The sequence below is a fragment of the Paraburkholderia sp. RL17-373-BIF-A genome, assembly GCF_046030175.1.
Taxonomy (GTDB): Bacteria; Pseudomonadota; Gammaproteobacteria; order Burkholderiales; family Burkholderiaceae; genus Paraburkholderia.
In genome coordinates, this window is record NZ_JARESO010000025.1 from 1 (window position 1) to 21,988 (window position 21,988).

The window sequence follows — 21,988 nt, forward strand, 5'->3', positions numbered from 1 at the left end:
CATCAAATGAACATGGCCGGCGCGCATTGCTGCGACGCCGGCCATGTTCGTTCAGGCCCGGTTCAGGCGAATTGCGGCTTACGCCTCGAATCCCGTCAGCACCAGTTTGCCGATCGCGCGCCCTTCTTCGAGCAGCTGATGCGCGCGGCGCAGATTCGCGGCGTTGATGGCGCCGACGTTCTGGCCGACGGTCGTGCACAGCGTGCCCGCGTCGACGAGACGCGCTACTTCGGTCAACAGCTTGTGCTGCTCGATCATGTCCGGCGTGCCGAACATCGAGCGCGTGAACATGAACTCCCAATGAAAGGCGGCGCTCTTCGCTTTCAACAATTCGACCGGCACCGGCTTGCTGTTTTCCACGATCGTGCAGATGCTGCCTTGCGGCTTGATCACCTCGGCCGCGGCCGGGAAGTTCTTGTCGGTGTCGTTGAACATCAGCACGTAATCGACCTGGTCGATGCCGAGCTTTTTCAATTGCGCGGGCATGTCGCCGAAATGATCGACGATGTGATCCGCGCCCAGTTCCGTGGCCCATTTGGCCGACTCGGGACGCGACGCGGTCGCGATCACCTTCAGCTTCGCGAGTTGCTTCGCGAGTTGAATGCCGATCGAGCCGACCCCGCCCGCGCCGCCGATGATCAGCACGGTGCGGCCTTCGTCCGCGCCTTGCGGCGACACGCCGAGACGGTCGAACAAGGCTTCCCATGCGGTGATCGCGGTCAGCGGCAACGCGGCAGCGTGGCTGAAATCGAGCGACGCCGGCTTGCGCCCGACGATCCGCTCATCGACCAGGTGGAACTCGCTGTTGGCGCCCGGCCGTGTGATGCTGCCCGCATAAAACACCGGATCGCCGACCTTGAACAGCGTGACGTCCGGTCCGACCGCGACTACCGTGCCGGCGGCGTCCCAGCCGAGGACGCGCGGCGTCTTTTCGACCGTGTCTTTCGGCGCGCGCACTTTGGTGTCGACCGGATTGACGGAAATCGCCTCGACCTTGACCAGCAGGTCACGACCGGTGGCTTCCGGTTTCGGGATTTCGACATCGACCAAGGCTTCGGCTTGATCGATCGGCAAATAGCGATAGAGACCGACGGCTTTCACACATGCTCCTGTTGGTTCAGACGAGGTTTGAAGGATCGCGGTTTTTGCGGGCGGTCTGTCGTGCCGTTTGCGCGTCATCGATCCCATTGGCGTCATCCTAAGGCGGTTCTTATTCTCTTAAAACCGTCATAATGGCTGAAACATCTTTTTGAATTCCAGAAGAATGAACCTTCCGGCCTCATCCACACGTACCTCGCCCGGAGAACGGGAGCGCCTCGATCTGCTCGACGTCGCCCTGTTCATGCGCGCCGCGCTGCTGGCCAACGTGTCGGCGGCCGGGCGCGAATTCGGGCTGTCGGCGGCGGTGGCCAGTTCCCGCATCGCGCAACTGGAAAAGCTGCTCGGCGCGCGCCTGTTGCACCGAACCACCCGCCGCATCAGCCTCACGCAGGACGGTGAAGTCTTCATGACGCGCGCCGAAGCCCTGCTCGACGCGGCCGCCGCCGCACGCGCCTCGGTGGGCCGGGCGCAGGCCGAGCCGCAGGGCCGCTTGCGGGTCTCGATGCCGTCGTCGTTCGGGCGGCAGCACGTGTCGCCGGTGATCAGCGAATTTCTGCGCCGCTATCCCGGCGTGAGCGTCGATTTGCGGCTCACCGATAAGTTGGTCGATCTCGTCGATGCGGGTATCGACGTGGCGATCCGCGTCGGCGTGCTGAAGGATTCGTCGCTGGTGGCGCGGCGCCTCGCGGTGAATCGGCGGGTGCTGTGCGCGGCGCCCGCTTATCTTGCCGGGCGCGGCACGCCGCATCATCCTTCGGACCTCGCGGAGCACGAGTGCATGATTCTGTCGGACCAGCGCGACTGGGCCTTCGTGACGCCCGCCGGAGCGCTCGAGGTGCGCGTGAGCGGGCGCCTCGTCACCGACAACGGCGAAGTGATCCGCGACGCCCTGCTGGCCGGTTTCGGCATCGCGCTGAAATCGACCTGGGACGTCGCGCCTTATTTGCGCAGCGGCGAACTGGTCAGCGTGCTGGACAGCTATCCGCTCGCCGAGAACGTGGCAATCTGGGCGGTGTACCCGAGCCGTTCGTTCGTGCCGCCGAAGACGCTCGCCTTGATCGAATTCCTGGCGGCGCACTTCGGCGATCCGCCTTACTGGGACAGAGAGCCGGGCTGAGACAGATGCGCCGGCGACGGTGCCCGAATCGATACGTCGTCAATGCTTGCCGCGTGCTCCGCCGGCGCCTTTGCCGTCGGAGTTGACGTCGGTGTGCGCGTCGTTCTGCGTCTTTTGCTGATACTCGTCGCCGCCGCGGCGGTCGGTATCTTTCAGCCCGCGTTCGAGATCGCGATGCGCCTGCTTGCCGATATGGCGCGGACCGTCCTCGTGCTGCGATTCGGGATCCTGATCGGCTTCATGCGGCAGCGGCGCGGCAGCTTCCTGCATCGATTTGGGTTGCTTCTTGGCATGCGGGTCTGCCTGCTTGTCGCCGTCGGACGATTGCGGTGAGGTCTTCATGGTCTTGCTCCTTGTCGTTCTGAATCGGGTCCGTCGAAGCGCTTACTCTGCGTCATCCAGACGCTTCTTCATGGCTGCGGTGATGCGCTGACGCGTCTTCGTATAGTCCGCCCACGGGTCGCTTTTGAGGTCGGCGAGGCGCTCATGCAAATTCTCGATGGTCCATTGATCGCCGCCCGTGGTGCTGGCGACTTCATCCCACGAAAGCGGCACCGATACGCCCAGGCCCGGACGCGCCCGCGCCGAGAATGCGGCGACCGTGCTAGAGCCGCGGTTGTTGCGCAAATAGTCCACGAAGATTTTCTGCTTGCGATTCTGCGCGCCCATCTTCGCGCTGAAGTACTTGGGCAGCGTCGCCGCCATGTGTTGCGCGACGGCTTGCGAGAAGTCCTTCACTTCGTCCCAACCGGCCTGTTTCGCGAGCGGCACGACCACGTGGAAGCCCTTGCCGCCGCTCGTCTTGCAGAACGACTTGAGGCCGAGTTCTTCGAGTAGCGAACGCGTCAGTTGCGCGGCTTCGATCATGCGCTCCCAACCCAGCGACGCGTCGGGATCGAGGTCGAACACCACGCGGTCCGGCTTTTCGATATTCGACACGACGGCATTCCACGTGTGAAATTCGACGGTGCCCATCTGCGCCGCGCCGACCAGCGCCTTGAGCGTATCGACGGTGATCAGCGCCGGATGGCCCGGATCGAGGCCAGGATGCTGCGTGACATTCGGAATCGACAGCTTCTGGCTATGCTTCTGGAAAAACAGCTCGCCGCCGATGTCCTCGGGCGCACGCACCAGCGACACTGGGCGATCTTGCAGATGCGGCAGCATCCAGTCGGCGACCGATTCGTAGTACTGCACGAGATCGATCTTGCGCGCGCCGCTGCTTTTGTCGATGACGCGATCGGGATGCGAGATGCGGACGCCGGCGACTTCGGCGGGAGCGGACGCGGTGCTTGATTTTGTGGCTTTGCCTTCGGTTGCTTTGGCTTTGGTGGCCGAGGTTTTCGTTGCAATGGTTTTCGCAGCACTCACCTTCGCGCTGCCTGTCTCCACGCCGCGGCTCTTCATGCCGACGTCTTTCGCGCCCGCCGTCTTCGCCTCGGCCTTCGACCTCGCCGCACCGGTTTCCCCCCCGCCGGATGCGGCCGCAGTACTGACGGAAGATTTCCGCGCCACACGTTTCTTCGGCGCTTCGTCGGACCCAGAATCGGTTTGCTGTTGCACGTCGGCTCCTTGGCGAGGTGTTTCCTTGACGATCTGGCGCGCCGGCTTGTCATTGCGCAGACTCACGAACGACGCCTGACGCACGATGCCCTCGCTCGTCCATTCCGCGAAATTGCATTCGGCGACGAGCACCGGTTCGACCCAATGCAACGGCGTGCGACTACGCTCGCGCGGCGCGGCGGCAAACGGCATGCGCTGGGTCGCGTGCGCGTCGAGTTCTTTCTTGACCGAGCGCAGTAACGCCGCGTCGAAGCCGGTGCCGACGCGGCCCGCATACTGCAATTTGCCTTTGCCGTCGTAGACGCCCAGCAGCAGCGCGCCGAACGCCGCGCGGCTGCCGGACGGTTCCGAATAGCCGCCGATCACGAACTCCTGGCGTCGGCGGCATTTCAGCTTGATCCACGTCGACGAACGACCCGATAGATAGCCGCTGTCGCGCCGTTTGCCGATGATGCCTTCCAGCGCCATATCGCACGCGCTCCTCAACAGATCTTCCGCGCTGAAGTCGAAATTGTTCGAGAAGCGCAGGACGCTGTCGTCGACCTCTTCCATCAAGGCGCGCAGAATCGCGCGGCGCTGTTCGAGCGGCACGCCGCGCAAGTCGTAGCCGTTCAGGAACGGTATGTCGAACAGGTAGACGATGATGTCTTGCGGACGGTTCGCATCGAAGGCGTTTTGCAGCCCCTGAAAATTCGGCACGCCGTTCTGGTCCAGCACCACCGCTTCGCCGTCGAGCCATGCGCTTTCGATGCCGAGTTGTTCGAACGCCTTGACCTGTTTGCTGAATTTCGCGGTCCAGTCGTTGCCCGCGCGAGTGAATACTTTAACTGCGCTTCCCTTGGCGTCCCGATCGATTCGGGCCAGCACTCGGTAGCCGTCGAACTTGATTTCGTACGACCATTCATCGCCGGGAGGCGCGGCGTCGACAAGCGTCGCCAGTTGCGGTTTGAACGTCGCGGGCAAGCGCGCTTTCACCGCGCCCTCGATCGAGGGCGAGGCGGCTAGTTCGCGCAGCGACTGCGCGTTGCGCGTCGCTACGATGTCGGGTCGCTTGGGATCGGCGCGGCTCGATGACGCGGCTTTCGCGCTGTTCTTGCCGGCTCGTTTTGCGGCTGGCTTCGCATCGGAAGCCCCAGCAGTCGCTATTGCGGCTGCTGCGGCTTTGCCAGTGCCCTTGGTTGCCGCTGTCCGCGTCGTTTTCGTGTCTTTACCCGCCGAGGCGCCGACGCTGAGCACGCTGCCCGGACGCTTCTTCAGAATGTCGTAGTCGCTCTCATCACGCGCTTCATCGTCGCGTTCCTTGATCAGCAGCCACTGCTCCTTGTCGCCGCTGCCGCGCATATGGCTGCGCACCAGTGTCCAGCCGCCTTGCAGCTTCTCGCCATGCAGCCGGAACTTGAGTTTGCCGGCCGCGTATGATCGCGCCGCTTCCGCCGCGCCGCCGACCGGTTCCCAGGTGCCGCGATCCCACACGATCACGCTGCCTGCTCCGTAGTTGCCAGCTGGGATTTCGCCTTCGAACGAACCGTATTCAACCGGATGGTCTTCGACATGCACCGCAAGCCTTTTTACCGACGGATCGAGGCTCGGCCCTTTCGGCACCGCCCATGAGAGAAGCGTGCCGTTCAGTTCGAGCCGGAAGTCGTAGTGTAAGCGCCGCGCGTCATGCTCCTGAATCACGTAGGAGAGCGCTTCGTCGGCTGCCTGTCTTGTCGTTTTCCGGGCGCCTTGCTTGCGACTTGCACGCGCGCCCGATGGCTCCGGCGTTTCGTCGAAACGGCGCTTGCGGTTGTAGAGGTCGAGTCTGTCGTTCATGGCGATGACTTCGTCGTGAGTGGCTCAGCGCGACGTTGACGATCAGGCCGCTGCCCGACGTTTGCGGGCCGCTGGCGTGGCTGCCGTCTTGGCAGCTGCACGGCCGCCGGTGCCGCTGCCGCGCGTGGTGGTCTTGCTTGCCGTGCGCGTCGTGCGCGGTTTCTTGCGGGCTGGAGCCTCTGCTTCGGCATCAGAGTCGTCCTCATCGCCGTCCTCGTCCGCGGCGCGCTTGCGGCCGGCCGCCGCCGGCTTGCTCTTGCCGCGTCCAAGGCTGCGCTTGAGCAGGTCCGACAGATCGAGAATGTCGGCGGATTGACGCGACTCGTGCGGCGCTTCGACTTCGGTGATTTCCTCGGTCTTGCCCGCGCGAATCTTGCGATCGACCAGCGCCATGATGTCGTCGCGGAAGGTATCGTGATACTGCGACGGATCCCACTTGTCGCTCATGTCGTCGATCAGCTTCTTCGCCATGTCGAGCTCGCGAGCGGACACGCCCGCGGCTTTGACACCGTCGGCCGGCAGCTTGAAGTCGTCGAAATCGCGCACCTCCGCGGCCCAGCGCAGCGTGTTCAAGGCCAGCACCGGACCGACCGGAATCAGCGCCGCCAGATGCTGCTTGTTGTGCAGCACGACGCTCGCCACGCCGATCTTGCCCGACGCCTTCATGGCTTCGCGCAGCAACGCGTAGACCTTTTCACCCTTGCGGTCGGGCGTGAGGAAATAAGGCGTGTCGAGATAGAGAAACGAGATGTCGGGGGCGTCGACGAACGCGAGAATATCGACCGTTTGCGTCGACTCGGGGTTCGCCGAGCGGATCTCGTCGTCCGAGAGCACGACGTACTTGTCCTTCTCGTACTCGAAGCCGCGCACGATGTTCTCGCGCGTCACATCCTTGCCGGTGCGCTTGTTGATCTGCTTGTAGCCGATCGGATCGATCGTGCGCTTATCCAGCAGATTGAAGCCGACTTTCTCCGACTGCGTCGCCGGATACAACTGCACCGGTACGTGGACGAGGCCGAAGCTGATTGCGCCCTTCCAGATCATGTGTGCCATCGTGCGCTCCCCTAGGCCTAAGACCTGACGTCAAGCAGCAAGCGTGCCACCGCTTGTCAGCCATAGCCGGCGCGCGCCGCCATTTGACGGCCTCATACACAGGCTGTAAGTCTTGCGTCAGGTCTGCAAAAGCTACGCCGTGCGCTACGCCGTTTGGGATCCCGCCGGTTCGAGTTCGAGCGGCACCGCGGCGAAGCCGCGAAACCGCACGCGCCCGCCGCGCGTGGGCTCGCCATTCAGGCGATAGGCCGGAATGCGCTCGACGAAACGGCCGATCGCGATGCGCGCCTCGAGCCGCGCGAGCGACAACCCGGCGCACTGGTGGATGCCGAAACCGAATGCAAGGTGCCGGTTCGGATCGCGGCGAATGTCGAGGCGGTCCGGATCCGCGAACTGCTCGGGGTCGCGATTGGCCGCACCGATGCACAGCGTGACCGGCGTGCCGCGCGCCACCGCGACGCCGCCGATCTCGGTGTCGACGGTCGCCATGCGGTTGCCGAGCTGATTCGAACTCTCGAAACGCAGACACTCCTCCACCGCCGATCCGATCAGCGACGGCTCGCGCAGCAGCGCCTCGCGCTGCTCGGGCCATTGCGCCAGCGTGACGAGACCGTTGCCGATCAGATTGGTGGTCGTCTCATGACCGGCGTTCAGAATGAAAATGCAGTTTTGCAGCAACTCCGCTTCGGACAATTGCTCGCCGCCCTCTTCGCCCTGAATCAGACGCGTCAGCACGTCATGCTGCGGGTCGCCCGGCTCGCGCCGGCGTCGCGCGACCAGACCGCGCAAATAGTCGACGAATTCGCTCACCGCGCGATTGCCGCGTTCGAGCTGCGCCTCGGTGAGCGACGGCTCGAGCGCGCCGAGAATCGCGAGCGACCAGTCACGCAGCGGCTCGCGTTCCGCGTGCGGCACATCCAGCAGATTACCGATGATCTCGACCGGAATCGCCGACGCGAACTCGCCGATCAGATCGATCCGGCCGCGTTCGGCGGCGGCATCGAGCAAGCCGTCGATGAGGCGCACCAGTCCCGGCTCCATGGCCGCGATGGCGCGCGCCGTCAGCGCCCCGGCGATCAGCTTGCGCACTCGCGTATGGCGCGGCGGGTCGTTGAAGACGAGACTCGTCGTGTGATGCGCGTAGAGCGGCGAGTCGCCGTACTTCGGCTTGAATTCGACGGTCTTGTCGGAGCTGAAGGTTTTCGGGTCGCGATAGACCGCCTGCACGTCGCGAAATCGCGTCAGAAACAGCGAACCGTCCGGCATGCGCTTGACCGGCTCGTGAGCGCGCAGCGCGTGGTAGACCGGATACGGATCGGCATAGAAAGCGGGATTCAGGTGGCGCAAATTGAAGTCGCGCGCAAGAGTGGATGCGTCGCTGGCGGTCGCCGGGGGCATGCGTTGTCTCCGTAGTGATGCGCCTCGTCATGGGTGCCGGTGTGAGCGCATAGCGACGTTGCGCACCGCGTGTGGTGGCGCGGCCGCCGGCCGGTGCGCTTACTGGCTGCGAGGCGTTGTTTGTTCGAAGCGCCAGTATGGACCGCGCGCCGCAGGTTTGCACGGCGCGACGTGCGGCGCGGCGTGCCCGGTGGATTGCAAGAGGTGCGGCGCGACGCAACGTCCCAAGCGGATTGCAACAGGTGCGGCTCAGCGCTCCATGCCGATCGCAAGAGGCGTGGCCAACTGGCGAACCGTTACAATAGCGGGATTTTCCGCGCGCGCCGCGCGTCCGTCCTTTTCCGCGTTACTGCGTCGTCGTCCATGAACCTCGTCATTCAAAGCTCCGCGCCCCTTTCCGCCGATCATCACAAAGCGCTCGTCGCGCTCGCGCGCGGTTCGCACGCCAGCGTCATCGACGCGAACGCGATTCGCATCGCCGATGCAAATGTCGCCCAGCGCGCCGACCTCGACGTGTATTGCGGCACCCATCAACTGGACTATGCGTTCGTCGAAGCTGGCCGCCAGTTGCGCGACTTCGGGCTGGTCGCGATGGACATGGATTCGACGCTGATTACGATCGAATGTATCGACGAGATCGCCGACTTCTGCGGGCTGAAAGCGGAAGTGGCCGCGATCACCGAGGCCTCGATGCGCGGCGAAATCAAGGACTTCAACGAAAGCCTGACGCGTCGCGTGGCGCTGCTCGAAGGCCTCGACGCAAGCGCGCTCGAACGTGTGTACGAAGAGCGGCTGCAACTCTCACCGGGCGCCGCGCAGATGCTGGCTGGTGCGAAGGCCGCTGGGTTGAAAACGCTGCTCGTGTCGGGCGGATTCAACTTCTTCACCGAGAAGCTGAAGGCACGTCTCGGCCTTGATTTCACACGCGCGAATACGCTTGAAATCGTGGACGGCAAGCTGACCGGCAAGGTGATCGGTGAGATCGTCAATGCCGATGTCAAAGCACGCACACTGCGCGAAACATGCGCGCAATTGGGCATTGAACCGAGCCGGGCGATCGCCATGGGCGATGGCTCGAACGATCTGAAGATGATGGCCGAGGCCGGGCTCTCCGTTGCGTTCCGTGCGAAGCCGGTAGTGCGCGAAGCGGCCAGCGTGGCGTTCAACCATGTCGGGCTGGACGGGCTGCTGCGCCTGTTCTGACATTGGTTCGATGCGCTGGCCGATGCAATGACGGCCAGCGCTGGCAGTGACTCTATTTTTTCAGAATGTCCGTTGTGAGTACCACGATCATGCTGATCGCATCAAGGCTCACGATGATCGTGGTCCACATCAAAAAGCGTGGGTAGATTTCCTCTGAGACTAGCCACAACGAGAATTTTTTCATGATTGCCTCCTTGAGAGGACCAGTATAAATGCTGCACTATCTGAAAAATCTAAATGAGCAGCACATGTAGGAATGCAAAGAAAGCTGCGGCAGCGAGCGTGAAGAAAATTGACAGTGCTATTTCCGTTGGCGAAAAGCTTCCATTTGCAAGTGATCTGTTCCGCTGCGCCGCCGTCGCCCTTGCCCGTCCGGAATGTGGATTGACCAGCGCCGACATCACGAGGCCGGAACAGGCAAATGCCATCACACACAGCCCAACCGCACAGTACGCCAGAACCGACGCCTCGCCACGGCCCCGCTCCAGCGCCGTCACCACCTCATAAAGCGCCGACGCAAACAGCCCGATCGCACACCAGAACAGTTGGCCGTCTTTCACGGATCCGGCGATCAATGTCTTCGCGACGCGCCAACCGTGCGCGGGTGCCACAAGCGCTAGCGTAAGATCGGGCCGATGATCGGCACGCCGAGATTCAGCAACATCCAGAAGAAAAAATTCATCGAAGCTCACCATAGTGCGGCAACCGTTAGTCGGGACGCACGCCATCGTAGCGTCGAGATTTCACACTGAACATTCAGCCGAATGGTTAGGCTTACTGGCCACCTTGACACACACTGCTGACAAGAAAAAAGCCCACCGGGAACATGTCCCGATGGGCCTGCTTGTCCTACGGAAAAACGTCGCTCGGACGTTTAACCCAGTGTCGCCAGAGACTGCTCCATATCCGCACGCAAGTCCGCCTCGGCTTCGAGCCCGATATAGAACCGCACCAACGTCCCGCGATGCGGCCACTGCCCCGCCGTGCGCATCGACGCGACGTTGTACGGCATCACGAGGCTGTGCGCCCCACCCCAGCTCCAGCCGAGCGAGAACAGTTCGAGCGACTCGCAGAACGTGTCGATTTGCGCCGGGCTGTAGCGGCCGTCGAACACGACCGAAAAGAGCCCGCCCGCGCCCGTGAAGTCGCGTTTGTAAAACTCATGGCCCGGACAATCGGATAGCGCCGGGTGCAACACCGCTGAAATTTCCGGCCGCGTCTTCAGCCATTTCGCCAAGCCGAGCGCCGCGCGATCATGCTGCTCGAAGCGCAATTGCATGGTCGGCAGGCTGCGCAGAATCAGCGAGCAGTCATCCGATGAGACGCCGATGCCCATGCGCATGCGCGCCGCCTTCAGCTTCAGATGCAGCTCGCGATCGACGGTGATGGTCGCGCCCATCAGCACGTCGCCGCCGCCCGATTGATACTTGGTGAGCGCCTGCACCGAGATATCGACGCCGTGATCGAACGGCCGGAAACCCAGCCCCGCCGACCACGTGTTGTCGATCGCCGTGACGACGTTGCGCGCGCGCGCCGCCGCGGTGATGGCGGGCACGTCGGCCACTTCCATCGTCACCGAGCCGGGTGCTTCGAGCCAGATCAGGCGCGTGTTCGGCTGGATCAGATCGGCGATGCCCGCGCCGATCATCGGATCGTAGTAGCGCACGGTGATGCCGAAATCGCGCGCCAGCCAGTCGCCGTGATCGCGGTTCGGCGAGTAGACGTTATCGGGAATCAGCACGTCGTCGCCGGCTTTGACGAGGCCGAAATACACGTTCGAAATCGACGACAGCCCCGACGGCTGCAGCAACGCGTGGTTGCCACCCTCGATGGTGGCAAGGCGTTGCGCCAGCGCGAGCGAAGTCGGCGTGGCATGCAGGCCGTAGCGCCATTGCGCGTCGTTTTTCCAGTCGAGCGCGCGCATGGTCGCGAGATCGGGGAACACGACCGTCGATGCCCGCGTGACCGGCATCGAGAACGACTCGAAGCCCGGCGTGAGCTGGTCCTCGGCACGCACGATGCGGGTTTGCAGACCGCGTTGGAGTTTGGATTGGGTCATGGTGAGTTTCGTTGAGAAGCAGACGGAAACGGAGGCACGCGGTTTCAGGGCGCGCGCCGCACACGCAAGAGTAGACGAGCCGGCAGGATTTCGCTTGAGAGACAGCGCGCGAGTTGTTGGGCGCCGCGGCTGCTGGTTCACTCGCCGGTTTGCAAGTTGCTGACGCCGCCCACGGCGTGGCCGCCGGTAGCGGCGGCGCTTGAAGCCGGCACCGTGGCAGCGCCCGCGGAAGGCTGCGGCGCAGCCTTGTTCGCGGCGCTCGCCGGCGCGCCGGCAGGCGGCACCGCCTGCCCCGCTGCCAGCGGTTTCAGGTCGAACGGCTGCGGGTCGGAATCATCGACGTTCATGCGGTCGCCCGCCACCGAGCCGTCCGCCGCGAACTTGCCGACCCAGTTGCCGGTGATATGCGTGCCGTCGTTCGATTCCTCGACTTCGAGCGTGTCACCGTCGCGGTCGCCCGCGATCAGGATCACCGCGCCGGTATCCGTGAACTGATACTCACCGTGGACGCCGGATGGGTCGTCGCTTTTCGGGCCGAGCTTCAGCACGATCTGGCGCGAGCCCAGCATGCCGGCGTAGCGCGGGAATTTCGCGAATTCGGGGCTCGGCTTGAGCGGCAACTGGATCGGCGGGGGCGCCGCCAGCTCCTTCACCGCGCCGCTTTCCGCCCATGCCTGCGCGGGCAGCATCGCCGCTGCGCCGGCACACAGCAATGCGGCGACGCCCGTCACTACCCAACCGCGCCGGCGCACCGCACCCTTCATCGCTTTCAATTCCCGCATCCCTTCCTTCCTCATTGCTCGATACCGCTTGCTACTGACATGCCGCGCATCAGATCCGTTCGAAGATCGCCGCGATGCCTTGCCCGCCGCCGATACACATCGTGACCAGCGCATAACGCCCGCCGATCCGCTGCAGTTCGTACAGCGCCTTGACGGTGATGAGCGCGCCGGTCGCGCCGATCGGATGGCCGAGCGAAATGCCCGAGCCGTTCGGATTGACCTTGGCCGGATCGAAGCCCAGTTCCTTGCTGACCGCGCAGGCCTGAGCGGCGAACGCTTCGTTGGCCTCGATCACGTCGAGGTCGGCAACGGTCAGCCCGGCGCGTTCGAGCGCCTTGCGCGTGGCTGGGACCGGCCCGATGCCCATATACGCCGGATCGACGCCGGCATGCGCGTAAGAGACTAGCCGCGCCAGCGGCTTGATGCCGCGCTGTTCGGCGACGCCGCGCTCCATCAGCACGACGGCCGCGGCGGCGTCGTTGATGCCCGACGCGTTGCCCGCCGTCACCGTGCCGTTTTCTTTCGCGAACACCGGCTTGAGCTTCGAGAAGTCTTCCGCCGATGCGTTCATGCGCGCGTGCTCGTCCGTGTCGAATACGACGTCGCCTTTCTTCGACGGGATCGTGATCGGCAGGATCTGTTGCTTGAAGTAGCCGCTCGTGATCGCGTTGGCCGCGCGGCGATGCGATTCGAGGGCGAGCGCGTCCTGCGCTTCGCGCGAGATGTCGTATTTGCGCGCGACGTTCTCGGCGGTCACGCCCATATGGATCGACTGGAACGGGTCGTTCAGCGCGCCGACCATCATGTCGACGAGGCGCGCGTCGCCCATGCGCTGACCGAAGCGCGCGGCCGGCATGGAGAAAGGCGCGCGGCTCATGTTTTCCGCGCCGCCGCCGATCGCGATATCAGCGTCGCCGAGCAGCACGCTTTGCGCGGCCGAAACGATGGCCTGCAGGCCGGAGCCGCACAAACGGTTCACGGTCAACGCCGGCGCATGTTGCGCCACGCCGCCGTTGATCGCGGCCACACGCGCCAGGTACATGTCTTTCGGTTCGGTATGCACGACGTTGCCGAACACCACGTGGCCGATTTCGTCGCCCGATACGCTGGCGCGCGCGAGCACTTCACGCACCACGCGTGCGCCGAGATCGGTCGGCGAAAAATCCTTCAGACTGCCGCCGAAACCGCCGATTGCCGTACGCACACCGCTTACCACCACTACGTCCCGTTGCATCGCTCGCTCCTCTTCCAGTCTCTAAAGATCATCTTGCCTCGGCGGGCCGCGCTCCATAGCGCGCGTGTTCAGCCCGCCAGAAGTTGTTCGACTGTCGCGCGCGGCGGAATCGGCGCCACCGCGCCGTAACCTTGCGTGGACAGCGCCGCGGCGACGTTCGCATAACGCGCCGCTGCGAATGGATCGTCACCCGCGACGATGCGCGCGATGAACGCGCCACCGAAGCAGTCGCCCGCACCGGTTGCATCGACGGCATTGACGACGTGGCCCGGCACGACGCGCCGCTCGTTCGGCGTCGCGATATACGAGCCCTCTTTGCCGAGCTTCAGCGCAACGACGCTCGGACCCTGCGACAGCAGGAAATCGACAATCTCATCACGGCCAGTCAAGCCGGTGAGGTCGGTGACGTCGTCCCAGCTTGGCAGGCAGATGTCCGTCTGGCGGATGGCTTCGAGCATCACCGCGCGCGCCCGCGCGAGCGGCCACAGCTTCAGACGCAGATTGGTGTCGAAGCTCACGCGCACGCCGTTGGCGCGCGCATGCGCGATCGCTTCGAGCGCCGCGTCGCAAGCGCTCAGGCTGATCGCGAGGCTGATGCCGGACAGATGAATCACCTTGGCCGCGGCGATCGCGTCGAGCGGCAGATCGTGCGGCGCATAGCGGCTCGCGGCCGAGCCGGCGCGCAGATAGTCGAACGCGTGGCCATTCGGACCGTGCGACACGAAATAGACGCCAGTGGGCGCCTGCGGATCGACGCGCACCAGCGACGTGTCCACCTGTTCACGTTCCCACAGATCGACCAGCAAACGCCCGAAGTGATCCGCGCCGACCGCGGACACGAAACCAGTCTGCGCGCCTTGACGTGCAGCCGCGATACAGAAGTTCGACGTATCGCCGCCGAAGCCTTGCAGATAGTTCGGCTGGTCTTTCGCCGACTGGTTGAATTCGATCATCGCCTCGCCGAGCGCGAGGATCTCGGGGTGCCGTGCTTGCGGCACTGCGGCCGTGCTCACCGTCATCGATTAAACCTCGCCCCACAGGTCGTGACCGTCGGCGCCGGTAATCCTCACCGACACGAAATCGCCGACCTTGTAGCGTTTGGACGCCTTGACGGCCGGCGCGATATACACGACGCCGTCGATCTCCGGCGCGTCAGCCGCGGTGCGGCCGATGCCGCCATCCGCGTTGATCTCGTCGACCAGCACCTTCAGCGTCTTGCCGACCTTCTTTGCGATACGCTTGGCCGACACTTCTTCGGCGACTTCCATGAAACGCGCGCGGCGCTCTTCGCGCACTTCGTCGGGCAATGCGCCGTCGAGTTCATTGGCCGTCGCGCCTTCGACCGGCGAATAGGCAAAGCAGCCGACGCGATCCAGTTCCGCCTCGCGGATGAAATCGAGCAGCGTCTGGAACTGCTCTTCCGTCTCACCGGGGAAGCCGGCGATGAACGTGCTGCGAATAGTCAGATCCGGGCACATCTCGCGCCATTTCTTCACGCGCTCCATCACCTTCTCGGCGTTGGCCGGGCGCTTCATGCGCTTCAACACTTCCGGATGCGCGTGCTGGAACGGCACGTCGAGATACGGCAGCACGTGGCCCTTGTACGGGCCTTCGGCCATCATCGGAATGACTTCGTCGACGCTCGGATACGGATACACGTAATGCAGACGCACCCACGCGCCGTATTGCGCGGCGAGTTCGCCGAGCGCGCCGACCAGATCGGTCATGCGCGTCTTGATCGGCTTGCCGTTCCAGAAACCCGTGCGGTATTTGACGTCGACGCCATAGGCGCTCGTGTCCTGCGAAATCACCAGCAGTTCCTTCACGCCCGACTTGAAGAGATTCTCCGCTTCGAGCATCACGTCGGCGACGGGACGCGACACGAGGTCGCCGCGCATGGACGGGATGATGCAGAACGTGCAGCGGTGATTGCAGCCTTCGGAAATCTTCAGGTACGCGTAATGACGCGGCGTGAGCTTCACGCCCGCAGCCGGCACCAGGTCGACGAACGGATCGTGCGGCTTCGGCAGATGGGTGTGCACATGCTGCATCACTTCGCCGAGCGCGTGCGGGCCGGTCACGGCCAGCACCTTCGGATGCACTTCTTCGATCAGCCCCGAGCCGCTCGCGCTCTTCTTGGCGCCAAGACACCCGGTCACGATCACCTTGCCATTTTCGTTGAGCGCTTCGCCGATCGCGTCGAGACTTTCCTGCACCGCTTCGTCGATGAAGCCGCAGGTGTTGACGACCACGAGGTCCGCGCCGTCGTACGTGCCGGAAATCTCGTAACCTTCGGCGCGCAGTTGGGTGATGATCTGCTCGGAATCGACCAGGGCTTTCGGGCAGCCGAGCGACACAAAGCCGACCTTCGGCGTGACAGTCGGGGCAATCGGGGGGGTGGCAGACATGGGGGACCGCTTGAAGACGTTAAACGCTGAATTGTAGCGGTTCGCCAAGGCTGCCGCTCGTAAGTCTTTGAATATTCGCCCTCAAACTACTGCGGCGTCCGCCGGGTCGAGTCGGCCGACGCGCGCGGATTGATGTGTCGCCATTAATTGACCGACGCTCAAAGCGCGTTCGATCACTTGCAGGATTTCGTGCGAATCATGCACTCTGCGGATCGCCGCATGCAGCTCGGCCGCCTGCGACCAGGTGCGCTGCAGGTAGCTGAGCCACTTTTTGACGCGTCCGTGCTCGTGCCGGGAGCCGACACGGGCCTGCAATTTCCGCAGATAATCGGCGATGTGGCCAAGCACGTGCTGCCATTCCCCGGCGGATGGGGAGCGGTCCATCAGTCCGCGTATCCTCAGCGCCAGGAAAGGGTCCGATACGGCGCCGCGCCCGATCATCACGTCCGCGCAACCGCTGACCGCGCGGCAGCGCTCCCAGTCGGCCACCGTCCAGACTTCTCCATTCGCGACGACAGGCACGTCCACGGCGGCATCGATACGCGCGATCCACTCCCAATGCGCGGGCGGCCGGTAGCCGTGATCGCGCGTTCTTGCATGCACGACGAGCGAGGCCGCGCCGCCTTCCGCCAGCGCCGTGGCGCAATCGATCGCCAGCGAGGTGTCGGACACGCCGAGGCGCATTTTTGCCGTCACGGCGATGCCGACAGGCACAGCGGCGCGAACGGCGGACACGATACGGTTGAGTTGTTCAGGGTCGGCCAGCAGCATGGCTCCGCCGCCGTGCTGATTCACGACCTTGGCGGGACATCCGAAGTTCAGGTCGATTCCATGTGGCGACAAGGTGGCCGCGTGGGCGGCATTCAGGGCCATCCATTCGGGATCGCTGCCGAGCAGTTGGATCACCATCGGCGTGCCGCTGCGAGTGTGGGCTCCATCGAGCACTTCGGGCGCTTCGCGCTCGTAGACGCGGCTCGGAAGCAGGGAGCCCGTCACGCGGACGAACTCGGACACGCATCCGTCGAATCCGCCGATGCCGGTCAGCACGTCGCGCAATACGTAGTCCGCGAGGCCTTCCATCGGCGCGAGATAGAGCCGGCTCATGCAGGAATAGGCGCCGGGAGGTGGCGCTTTCCCTGAGGATAGGTGGGACATCCATGAAACATGCGATCGGCCGTCGGAATGGGGTTGGAGTTGGCGGCCAGAGCGCCCTCTCCGAGGAAAATGCCCCACACACGCAGGTGGCGATTGTACCGCGTCGGCACCAACCGGCCGCCGCCAGGCCACCTGGCCCCAACGCAAAGGCTGAGCTGCCGACGCGTCAGGGCTCCGGGGCCGTGCCCCGGCGGCGCCCAACGCCGGGAAACCCCGCTCGCCCGAACGCCCTTGCCGCCCTTACTTCTTCTCCGGCTCCGGATTGACTTCCGGATTACTTTGCGGATTGGCCGGCGCATTCCCGGGATTGGCCGCGTTGACCGCACCACCCGGCGTAAACGGGAACGTGGCGAACATCGACTTCGCCTGGTTCTGCATCTGCTCCTGCATCTGCACGAACATGTTCTTCGACTGCTCGATATAGCTGGTCATCATGCCCTGCATCATCGGCGCCTGCATGTTCATGAACTGCGACCAGACCTCGGGGTTCATGGCCTTGCCTTCGTACAGATTCTTCGACTGGTCGGCGAGCTTCGCCTGAATGTCGATGAAGGCCTGGATGTTCTTTTCCAAGTACGTGCCCATCATGCCCTGCATGGCATGACCGTAGAAACGGATGATCTGCGAGAGCATCGACGACGAGAACATCGGCAAGCCGCCGCTCTCCTCCTCGAGAATGATCTGCAACAGGATGGCGCGCGTCAGATCCTCGTTGCTCTTCGCATCGATGACCTTGAAATCCTCCTGATCCAACACGAGCTGTTTGACGTCCGTCAGCGTGATGTACGTGCTTGTCTCGGTATCGTAGAGCCGACGATTCGGATATTTCTTGATCAGTCGTTCGGCTGTTTTCTTTGTAGTAGTGGTCATGTAACGCCTTTGAGCGCAAGTTGAGCGCGGAAACGGCGTCATGCGGCTGCGCAATCGGGCTATTGCGCAGTCGAGACGCCGCCGAACCATCTGAGCCGAAGCGCGCTGCCTTGTGAGCGGCGCGCCGCTGACTCAGCCCATATGCAAACCGCCGTTCAGCGAAAAATCAGCGCCCGTGGAGAAACCCGATTCATCCGATGCCAGCCATGCCACGATCGAGCCGATTTCGTCCGGCTGGCCGAGACGGCGCACCGGAATCGTCGCGACGATCTTTTCCAGCACGTCGGGGCGGATCGACTTGACCATATCGGTGCCGATGTAGCCCGGCGACACGGTGTTGACCGTCACGCCCTTGGTGGCCACTTCCTGCGCCAGCGACATCGTGAAGCCGTGAATGCCGGCCTTCGCGGTCGAGTAGTTGGTCTGGCCGAACTGGCCCTTCTGGCCGTTCACCGACGAAATGTTGATGATGCGGCCAAAGCCACGCTCGACCATGCCGTCGATCACCTGCTTGGTGACGTTGAAGAGGCTGGTCAGGTTGGTGTCGATCACCGCCGTCCAGTCTTCGTGCGTCATCTTGCGGAACACGACGTCGCGCGTAATGCCGGCATTGTTCACCAGCACGTCGATCTCGCCGACTTCGGCCTTGACCTTGTCGAACGCGGTCTTGGTCGATTCCCAATCGCCGACATTGCCTTCTGACGCGACGAAATCGAAGCCCAGGGCCTTTTGCTCTTCGAGCCACTTCACGCGGCGCGGCGAGTTCGGGCCGCAGCCCGCGACGACCCTGAAGCCCTCTTTGTGCAGCCGCTGGCAAATGCTCGTGCCGATGCCACCCATCCCGCCCGTTACGTACGCAATTCGCTGTGTCATAAACTACACTCCGTTATCGTTTTCGAGGCGCCGACTGGCTGCCTCTTCCCTCGCCTGTGCTTCATCTCCGCTGCCGCCGGGCGACCGGCTGACGAGGCCTCCGCTGACCGCGCGCCACAGCGCGCGGCAACGTTCCGTTCGACGCGTGGCCGACGCCTGCGGCGCCCGCCACGCGCCCTTGCTCAGGCGCGCTCGAGCGCCAGCGCCACACCCATGCCACCGCCGATACACAGCGACGCCAGACCCTTCTTCGCATCGCGCTTCTGCATTTCGTGCAGCAGCGTGACGAGAATCCGGCAGCCGGATGCGCCGATCGGGTGACCGATTGCAATCGCGCCACCGTTCACGTTGATCTTCGACGTGTCCCAGCCCATCTGCTGATTCACGGCGCACGCCTGTGCGGCAAACGCTTCGTTGATTTCCATCAGGTCCAGATCGGCCGGCGTCCAGCCCGCGCGTTCGAGACAGCGGCGCGAGGCCGGCACCGGGCCCATGCCCATCACCTTCGGATCCAGACCCGAAGTGGCGTACGCCTTGATGCGCGCGAGCGGCTTGAGGCCGAGCGCTTCGGCCTTCTTCGCCGACATCACCAGCACCGCCGCCGCGCCGTCGTTCAGACCCGACGCATTGGCCGCCGTCACCGAGCCTTCCTTCGAGAACGCCGGCTTCAGGCCCGCCAACGCTTCGGCCGTCACGCCATGACGCACGAACTCGTCGGTGGCGAAACGTAGCGGTTCGCCCTTGCGTTGCGGAATTTCGACCGGCACGATTTCGTCGTCGAAACGGCCCGACTTCTGCGCGGCTTCAGCCTTGTTCTGCGACAACGCCGCGAACGCGTCCTGCTGCTCGCGCGTGATGCCGTATTCCTTGGCGACGTTCTCCGCCGTCACGCCCATGTGGTACTGGTTGTAGACGTCCCACAGGCCGTCGACGATCATCGAGTCGATCAGCTTTGCGTCGCCCATGCGGAACCCGTCGCGCGAGCCCGGCAGCACGTGCGGCGCCGCGCTCATGTTCTCCTGACCGCCGGCCACCACGATATCCGCGTCACCCGCGATGATGGCGTTGGCCGCGAGCATCACGGCCTTCAGACCCGAGCCGCACACCACGTTGATCGTCATGCCGGGCACAGCCGCGGGCAAGCCCGCCTTGATCAGCGACTGACGCGCCGGATTCTGGCCCGACCCTGCCGTCAGCACCTGACCCAGGATCACTTCGCTCACCTGCTCGGGCTTCAAGCCAGCCCGCTCGAGTACGGCGCGAATCACCGTGGCGCCGAGTTCGGGCGCGGCGATCTTCGCCAGCGACCCACCGAATTTGCCTACTGCCGTACGGGCGGCCGATACGATCACAACATCAGTCATTTCCATATCCTCCGGGCGGTCGGCCGCATGCGCCGCTGCCCGTCAAGTTAAAAATCTCGTTGCTCTTAATCACGCCCTAACTCAATCAGACGCTCATTCACACCGCAAACAACCGCGCCATGAAGCGCGCTCGAACCTACTCTCGTTGCCGCACATAACGCCCCGGCGCCGGTTCGATCACCGGGAAGTCAGCCGAGCCGGCCGTGGCGCGCGGCTTCACCTTCTTGCCACCGTACTGATCGAGCCAGGTGGTCCATTCGGGCCACCAGCTGCCAGGGACTTCGGTAGCCTGATCGAGCCATTCTTCCGGGTTCTCCGGCAGCGCCTTGACGTCGCCGTCCAGCATCCAGAAATTGCGCTTTTTCTTCGCGGGCGGATTGATCACACCGGCGATGTGACCCGAGGCGCCGAGCACGAACTTCAACGGCCCGTTGAGGAGCGGCACCGACGCGTACGCCGTTTGCCACGGCACGATATGGTCTTCGCGTGAACCGTAGATGAAGGTGGGCACATCGATCTTCGAGAGATCGATCGGCTCGCCGCACGTGGTCAACGCACCCGGCTCGCGCAGACGATTCTCGAGATACGTGTTGCGCAGATACCAGACGTACATCGGGCCCGGCAGGCTGGTCGAGTCGCTGTTCCAGTACAGCAGGTCGAACGGCACCGGCGTGCGCCCTTTGAGGTAATTGTCGACGACGTAGTTCCACACCAGATCGTTCGGGCGCAGGAACGAGAACGTGTTGGCGAACTCGATGCCGCGCATCAGCCCCGGCGGCGTACCGTTCTTGCCGCCGATGGTCTGCTCGCGCATCTGCACGTGCGCCTCGTCGACGAACACGTCGAGCACGCCCGTGTCCGAAAAATCGAGCATGGCGGTAAGCAGCGTCATGGAGGCGGCCGGATGTTCGCCGCGCGCGGCGGCCACCGCCAGCGCCGCGGCGAGCATCGTGCCGCCGACGCAGAAGCCAAGCGTATTGATCTGCTCGCGCCCACTGATCTTGCTCACCGTATCGATGGCGGTGAGCACGCCCTCGCCGATGTAGTCGTCCCACGTTTTATGCGCGATCGATTGATCGGCATTGCGCCACGAAATCAGGAACACCTGGTGCCCCGAATCGAGCCCGTGAGCGACCAGCGAATTCTCCGGCTGCAGATCGAGAATGTAGAACTTGTTGATGCAAGGCGGCACGATGAGAAGCGGCCGCTCACGCACGGTCGCCGTGCGCGGCTTGTACTGGATCACCTGCATCAGGTCGTTTTCGAACACGACCGAGCCTTCGGTGTTCGCGAGATTTTCACCGACCACGAAACCCGATTCGTCGGTCTGCGAGATCTTGCCGCGCTGCAAGTCGCCGAGCAGGTTCATCACACCCTGGCGCAGGCTCTCGCCCTTGCTGTCCAGCAAGGTCTTTTGGGCTTCCGGATTCAACGCGAAGAAGTTGCTCGGCGAGGCCGCCGCGGTCCACTGCTGGACAGCGAAACGGATGCGCTCGCGAACCTTGGGTTCCGTGTCGAGCGCGTCGACCATTTCCTGCAGATAGCGCGCGTTCAACAGATACCACGCGGCGGTGAATGCATAGGCCGGCGCCGAACTCCATGCGTCGGAGCTGAAGCGGCGGTCTTTGAGTTGGGGCGCCTGAGTCGCGGACGTGGTGGCTTGCTGGATCAGATCCATTGCCTCGCGCGAATAGTCAGCCTGCAGTTTCTGTAGACGCCCGGAGGGAATGGCCGCGCTCGGTATGCTCAGACCGGCGAAGGACGGCATGCCGGGCATCGATCCCGCCGCCAGTTTGCTGAAGTCCGGCATGCCGGGAAACGACGGCATTTGAGGGAAACCCTGCGGCAGACTCATTTGAGGCATTTGCAGCGGCATCTGAGGCATCGCGAAAGGCATGCCGCTACCGCCAGGCGATGTGCCGAGCGAACGCCATGCGTTCATCCAGGCGTCGAGAAACTGCTGCATGCCTGCGGCCGGTGTTGCACCGCTCGT

19 protein-coding genes are annotated in these 21,988 nt (G+C 63.8%); 2 read left to right on the forward strand and 17 right to left on the reverse strand.

Annotation, left to right across the window (positions count from 1 at the left end; all coding sequences use genetic code 11):
• Positions 1–78: 78 nt before the first annotated feature.
• Positions 79–1,101: a zinc-binding alcohol dehydrogenase family protein gene (locus P0D80_RS27450; protein WP_408175535.1), complete on the reverse strand. Its 1,023-nt coding sequence runs from the start codon at positions 1,099–1,101 to the stop codon at positions 79–81.
• A 163-nt stretch (positions 1,102–1,264) separates the two neighbouring features.
• On the opposite strand from P0D80_RS27450, the gene P0D80_RS27455 reads away from it, so the two are divergent.
• A complete protein-coding gene (locus tag P0D80_RS27455; RefSeq protein ID WP_408175537.1) occupies positions 1,265–2,218 on the forward strand; it encodes a LysR family transcriptional regulator in 954 nt (317 codons plus the stop codon).
• Positions 2,219–2,257: 39 nt separating this feature from the next.
• On the opposite strand, the gene P0D80_RS27460 is transcribed toward P0D80_RS27455, so the two are convergent.
• From P0D80_RS27460 to P0D80_RS27475, 4 genes are all read right to left on the reverse strand, one after another.
• Positions 2,258–2,560 (reverse strand): hypothetical protein, encoded by a 303-nt coding sequence (locus P0D80_RS27460; RefSeq protein ID WP_408175538.1) that lies wholly within the window; start codon positions 2,558–2,560, stop codon positions 2,258–2,260.
• A gap of 42 nt (positions 2,561–2,602) precedes the next feature.
• Positions 2,603–5,596, reverse strand: a complete 2,994-nt coding sequence (gene ligD / locus P0D80_RS27465; protein WP_408288052.1) for a DNA ligase D — start codon at positions 5,594–5,596, stop codon at positions 2,603–2,605.
• A 42-nt stretch (positions 5,597–5,638) separates the two neighbouring features.
• Positions 5,639–6,649 carry a non-homologous end joining protein Ku gene (gene ku, locus P0D80_RS27470; protein ID WP_408175541.1) on the reverse strand — a complete coding sequence of 337 codons (1,011 nt, stop codon included), beginning with the start codon at positions 6,647–6,649 and terminating at the stop codon, positions 5,639–5,641.
• Between the two features lie 144 nt (positions 6,650–6,793).
• Positions 6,794–8,047 carry a cytochrome P450 gene (locus tag P0D80_RS27475; protein WP_408288056.1) on the reverse strand — a complete coding sequence of 418 codons (1,254 nt, stop codon included), beginning with the start codon at positions 8,045–8,047 and terminating at the stop codon, positions 6,794–6,796.
• A 363-nt stretch (positions 8,048–8,410) separates the two neighbouring features.
• Between P0D80_RS27475 and serB the strand changes: the two genes are divergently transcribed.
• Complete coding sequence (serB, locus tag P0D80_RS27480) at positions 8,411–9,250, forward strand: phosphoserine phosphatase SerB (RefSeq protein WP_408288059.1); 840 nt, start codon at positions 8,411–8,413, stop codon at positions 9,248–9,250.
• A gap of 52 nt (positions 9,251–9,302) precedes the next feature.
• On the opposite strand, the gene P0D80_RS27485 is transcribed toward serB, so the two are convergent.
• From P0D80_RS27485 to phaC, 12 genes are all read right to left on the reverse strand, one after another.
• Positions 9,303–9,434, reverse strand: a complete 132-nt coding sequence (locus tag P0D80_RS27485; RefSeq protein ID WP_408288062.1) for a hypothetical protein — start codon at positions 9,432–9,434, stop codon at positions 9,303–9,305.
• A 49-nt stretch (positions 9,435–9,483) separates the two neighbouring features.
• Positions 9,484–9,945 carry a hypothetical protein gene (locus tag P0D80_RS27490; RefSeq protein WP_408288065.1) on the reverse strand — a complete coding sequence of 154 codons (462 nt, stop codon included), beginning with the start codon at positions 9,943–9,945 and terminating at the stop codon, positions 9,484–9,486.
• A gap of 179 nt (positions 9,946–10,124) precedes the next feature.
• Positions 10,125–11,309 carry a cystathionine beta-lyase gene (locus P0D80_RS27495; RefSeq protein ID WP_408175549.1) on the reverse strand — a complete coding sequence of 395 codons (1,185 nt, stop codon included), beginning with the start codon at positions 11,307–11,309 and terminating at the stop codon, positions 10,125–10,127.
• Positions 11,310–11,446: 137 nt separating this feature from the next.
• The gene (locus tag P0D80_RS27500; protein ID WP_408288069.1) at positions 11,447–12,091 is read right to left on the reverse strand and encodes a hypothetical protein; all 645 of its coding nucleotides are present in this window, start codon (positions 12,089–12,091) and stop codon (positions 11,447–11,449) included.
• Between the two features lie 49 nt (positions 12,092–12,140).
• Entirely contained in the window at positions 12,141–13,325 is a 1,185-nt protein-coding gene (bktB, locus tag P0D80_RS27505; RefSeq protein ID WP_408288072.1) for a beta-ketothiolase BktB, read from the reverse strand.
• Between the two features lie 68 nt (positions 13,326–13,393).
• The gene (locus P0D80_RS27510; RefSeq protein WP_408288075.1) at positions 13,394–14,344 is read right to left on the reverse strand and encodes a sugar kinase; all 951 of its coding nucleotides are present in this window, start codon (positions 14,342–14,344) and stop codon (positions 13,394–13,396) included.
• A 3-nt stretch (positions 14,345–14,347) separates the two neighbouring features.
• Positions 14,348–15,733, reverse strand: coding sequence for a 30S ribosomal protein S12 methylthiotransferase RimO (gene rimO, locus P0D80_RS27515; protein WP_408288078.1), 1,386 nt, complete (start codon positions 15,731–15,733; stop codon positions 14,348–14,350).
• Positions 15,734–15,814: 81 nt separating this feature from the next.
• Entirely contained in the window at positions 15,815–16,837 is a 1,023-nt protein-coding gene (locus P0D80_RS27520) for a tRNA dihydrouridine synthase (protein WP_408288081.1), read from the reverse strand.
• A 291-nt stretch (positions 16,838–17,128) separates the two neighbouring features.
• On the reverse strand, positions 17,129–17,758 hold the full coding sequence (gene phaR, locus P0D80_RS27525) for a polyhydroxyalkanoate synthesis repressor PhaR (RefSeq protein ID WP_132374758.1): 630 nt from the start codon (positions 17,756–17,758) through the stop codon (positions 17,129–17,131).
• Between the two features lie 132 nt (positions 17,759–17,890).
• Positions 17,891–18,631 (reverse strand): 3-ketoacyl-ACP reductase, encoded by a 741-nt coding sequence (locus P0D80_RS27530; protein ID WP_408175557.1) that lies wholly within the window; start codon positions 18,629–18,631, stop codon positions 17,891–17,893.
• A 182-nt stretch (positions 18,632–18,813) separates the two neighbouring features.
• The gene (locus P0D80_RS27535) at positions 18,814–19,995 is read right to left on the reverse strand and encodes an acetyl-CoA C-acetyltransferase (RefSeq protein WP_408175559.1); all 1,182 of its coding nucleotides are present in this window, start codon (positions 19,993–19,995) and stop codon (positions 18,814–18,816) included.
• Positions 19,996–20,131: 136 nt separating this feature from the next.
• Positions 20,132–21,961 carry a class I poly(R)-hydroxyalkanoic acid synthase gene (gene phaC, locus P0D80_RS27540; RefSeq protein ID WP_408175793.1) on the reverse strand — a complete coding sequence of 610 codons (1,830 nt, stop codon included), beginning with the start codon at positions 21,959–21,961 and terminating at the stop codon, positions 20,132–20,134.
• Between the last annotated feature and the right edge of the window lie 27 nt (positions 21,962–21,988).

Coding starts and splice junctions, on each gene's coding strand:
- P0D80_RS27455 (WP_408175537.1), top strand. CDS start 1,265: ATGAACCTTCCGGCCTCATCCACACGTACCTCGCCCGGAGAACGGGAG.
- P0D80_RS27460 (WP_408175538.1), bottom strand. CDS start 2,560: ATGAAGACCTCACCGCAATCGTCCGACGGCGACAAGCAGGCAGACCCG.
- ligD (WP_408288052.1), bottom strand. CDS start 5,596: ATGAACGACAGACTCGACCTCTACAACCGCAAGCGCCGTTTCGACGAA.
- ku (WP_408175541.1), bottom strand. CDS start 6,649: ATGGCACACATGATCTGGAAGGGCGCAATCAGCTTCGGCCTCGTCCAC.
- P0D80_RS27475 (WP_408288056.1), bottom strand. CDS start 8,047: ATGCCCCCGGCGACCGCCAGCGACGCATCCACTCTTGCGCGCGACTTC.
- serB (WP_408288059.1), top strand. CDS start 8,411: ATGAACCTCGTCATTCAAAGCTCCGCGCCCCTTTCCGCCGATCATCAC.
- P0D80_RS27485 (WP_408288062.1), bottom strand. CDS start 9,434: ATGAAAAAATTCTCGTTGTGGCTAGTCTCAGAGGAAATCTACCCACGC.
- P0D80_RS27490 (WP_408288065.1), bottom strand. CDS start 9,945: ATGGTGAGCTTCGATGAATTTTTTCTTCTGGATGTTGCTGAATCTCGG.
- P0D80_RS27495 (WP_408175549.1), bottom strand. CDS start 11,309: ATGACCCAATCCAAACTCCAACGCGGTCTGCAAACCCGCATCGTGCGT.
- P0D80_RS27500 (WP_408288069.1), bottom strand. CDS start 12,091: ATGCGGGAATTGAAAGCGATGAAGGGTGCGGTGCGCCGGCGCGGTTGG.
- bktB (WP_408288072.1), bottom strand. CDS start 13,325: ATGCAACGGGACGTAGTGGTGGTAAGCGGTGTGCGTACGGCAATCGGC.
- P0D80_RS27510 (WP_408288075.1), bottom strand. CDS start 14,344: ATGACGGTGAGCACGGCCGCAGTGCCGCAAGCACGGCACCCCGAGATC.
- rimO (WP_408288078.1), bottom strand. CDS start 15,733: ATGTCTGCCACCCCCCCGATTGCCCCGACTGTCACGCCGAAGGTCGGC.
- P0D80_RS27520 (WP_408288081.1), bottom strand. CDS start 16,837: ATGAGCCGGCTCTATCTCGCGCCGATGGAAGGCCTCGCGGACTACGTA.
- phaR (WP_132374758.1), bottom strand. CDS start 17,758: ATGACCACTACTACAAAGAAAACAGCCGAACGACTGATCAAGAAATAT.
- P0D80_RS27530 (WP_408175557.1), bottom strand. CDS start 18,631: ATGACACAGCGAATTGCGTACGTAACGGGCGGGATGGGTGGCATCGGC.
- P0D80_RS27535 (WP_408175559.1), bottom strand. CDS start 19,995: ATGACTGATGTTGTGATCGTATCGGCCGCCCGTACGGCAGTAGGCAAA.
- phaC (WP_408175793.1), bottom strand. CDS start 21,961: ATGCAGCAGTTTCTCGACGCCTGGATGAACGCATGGCGTTCGCTCGGC.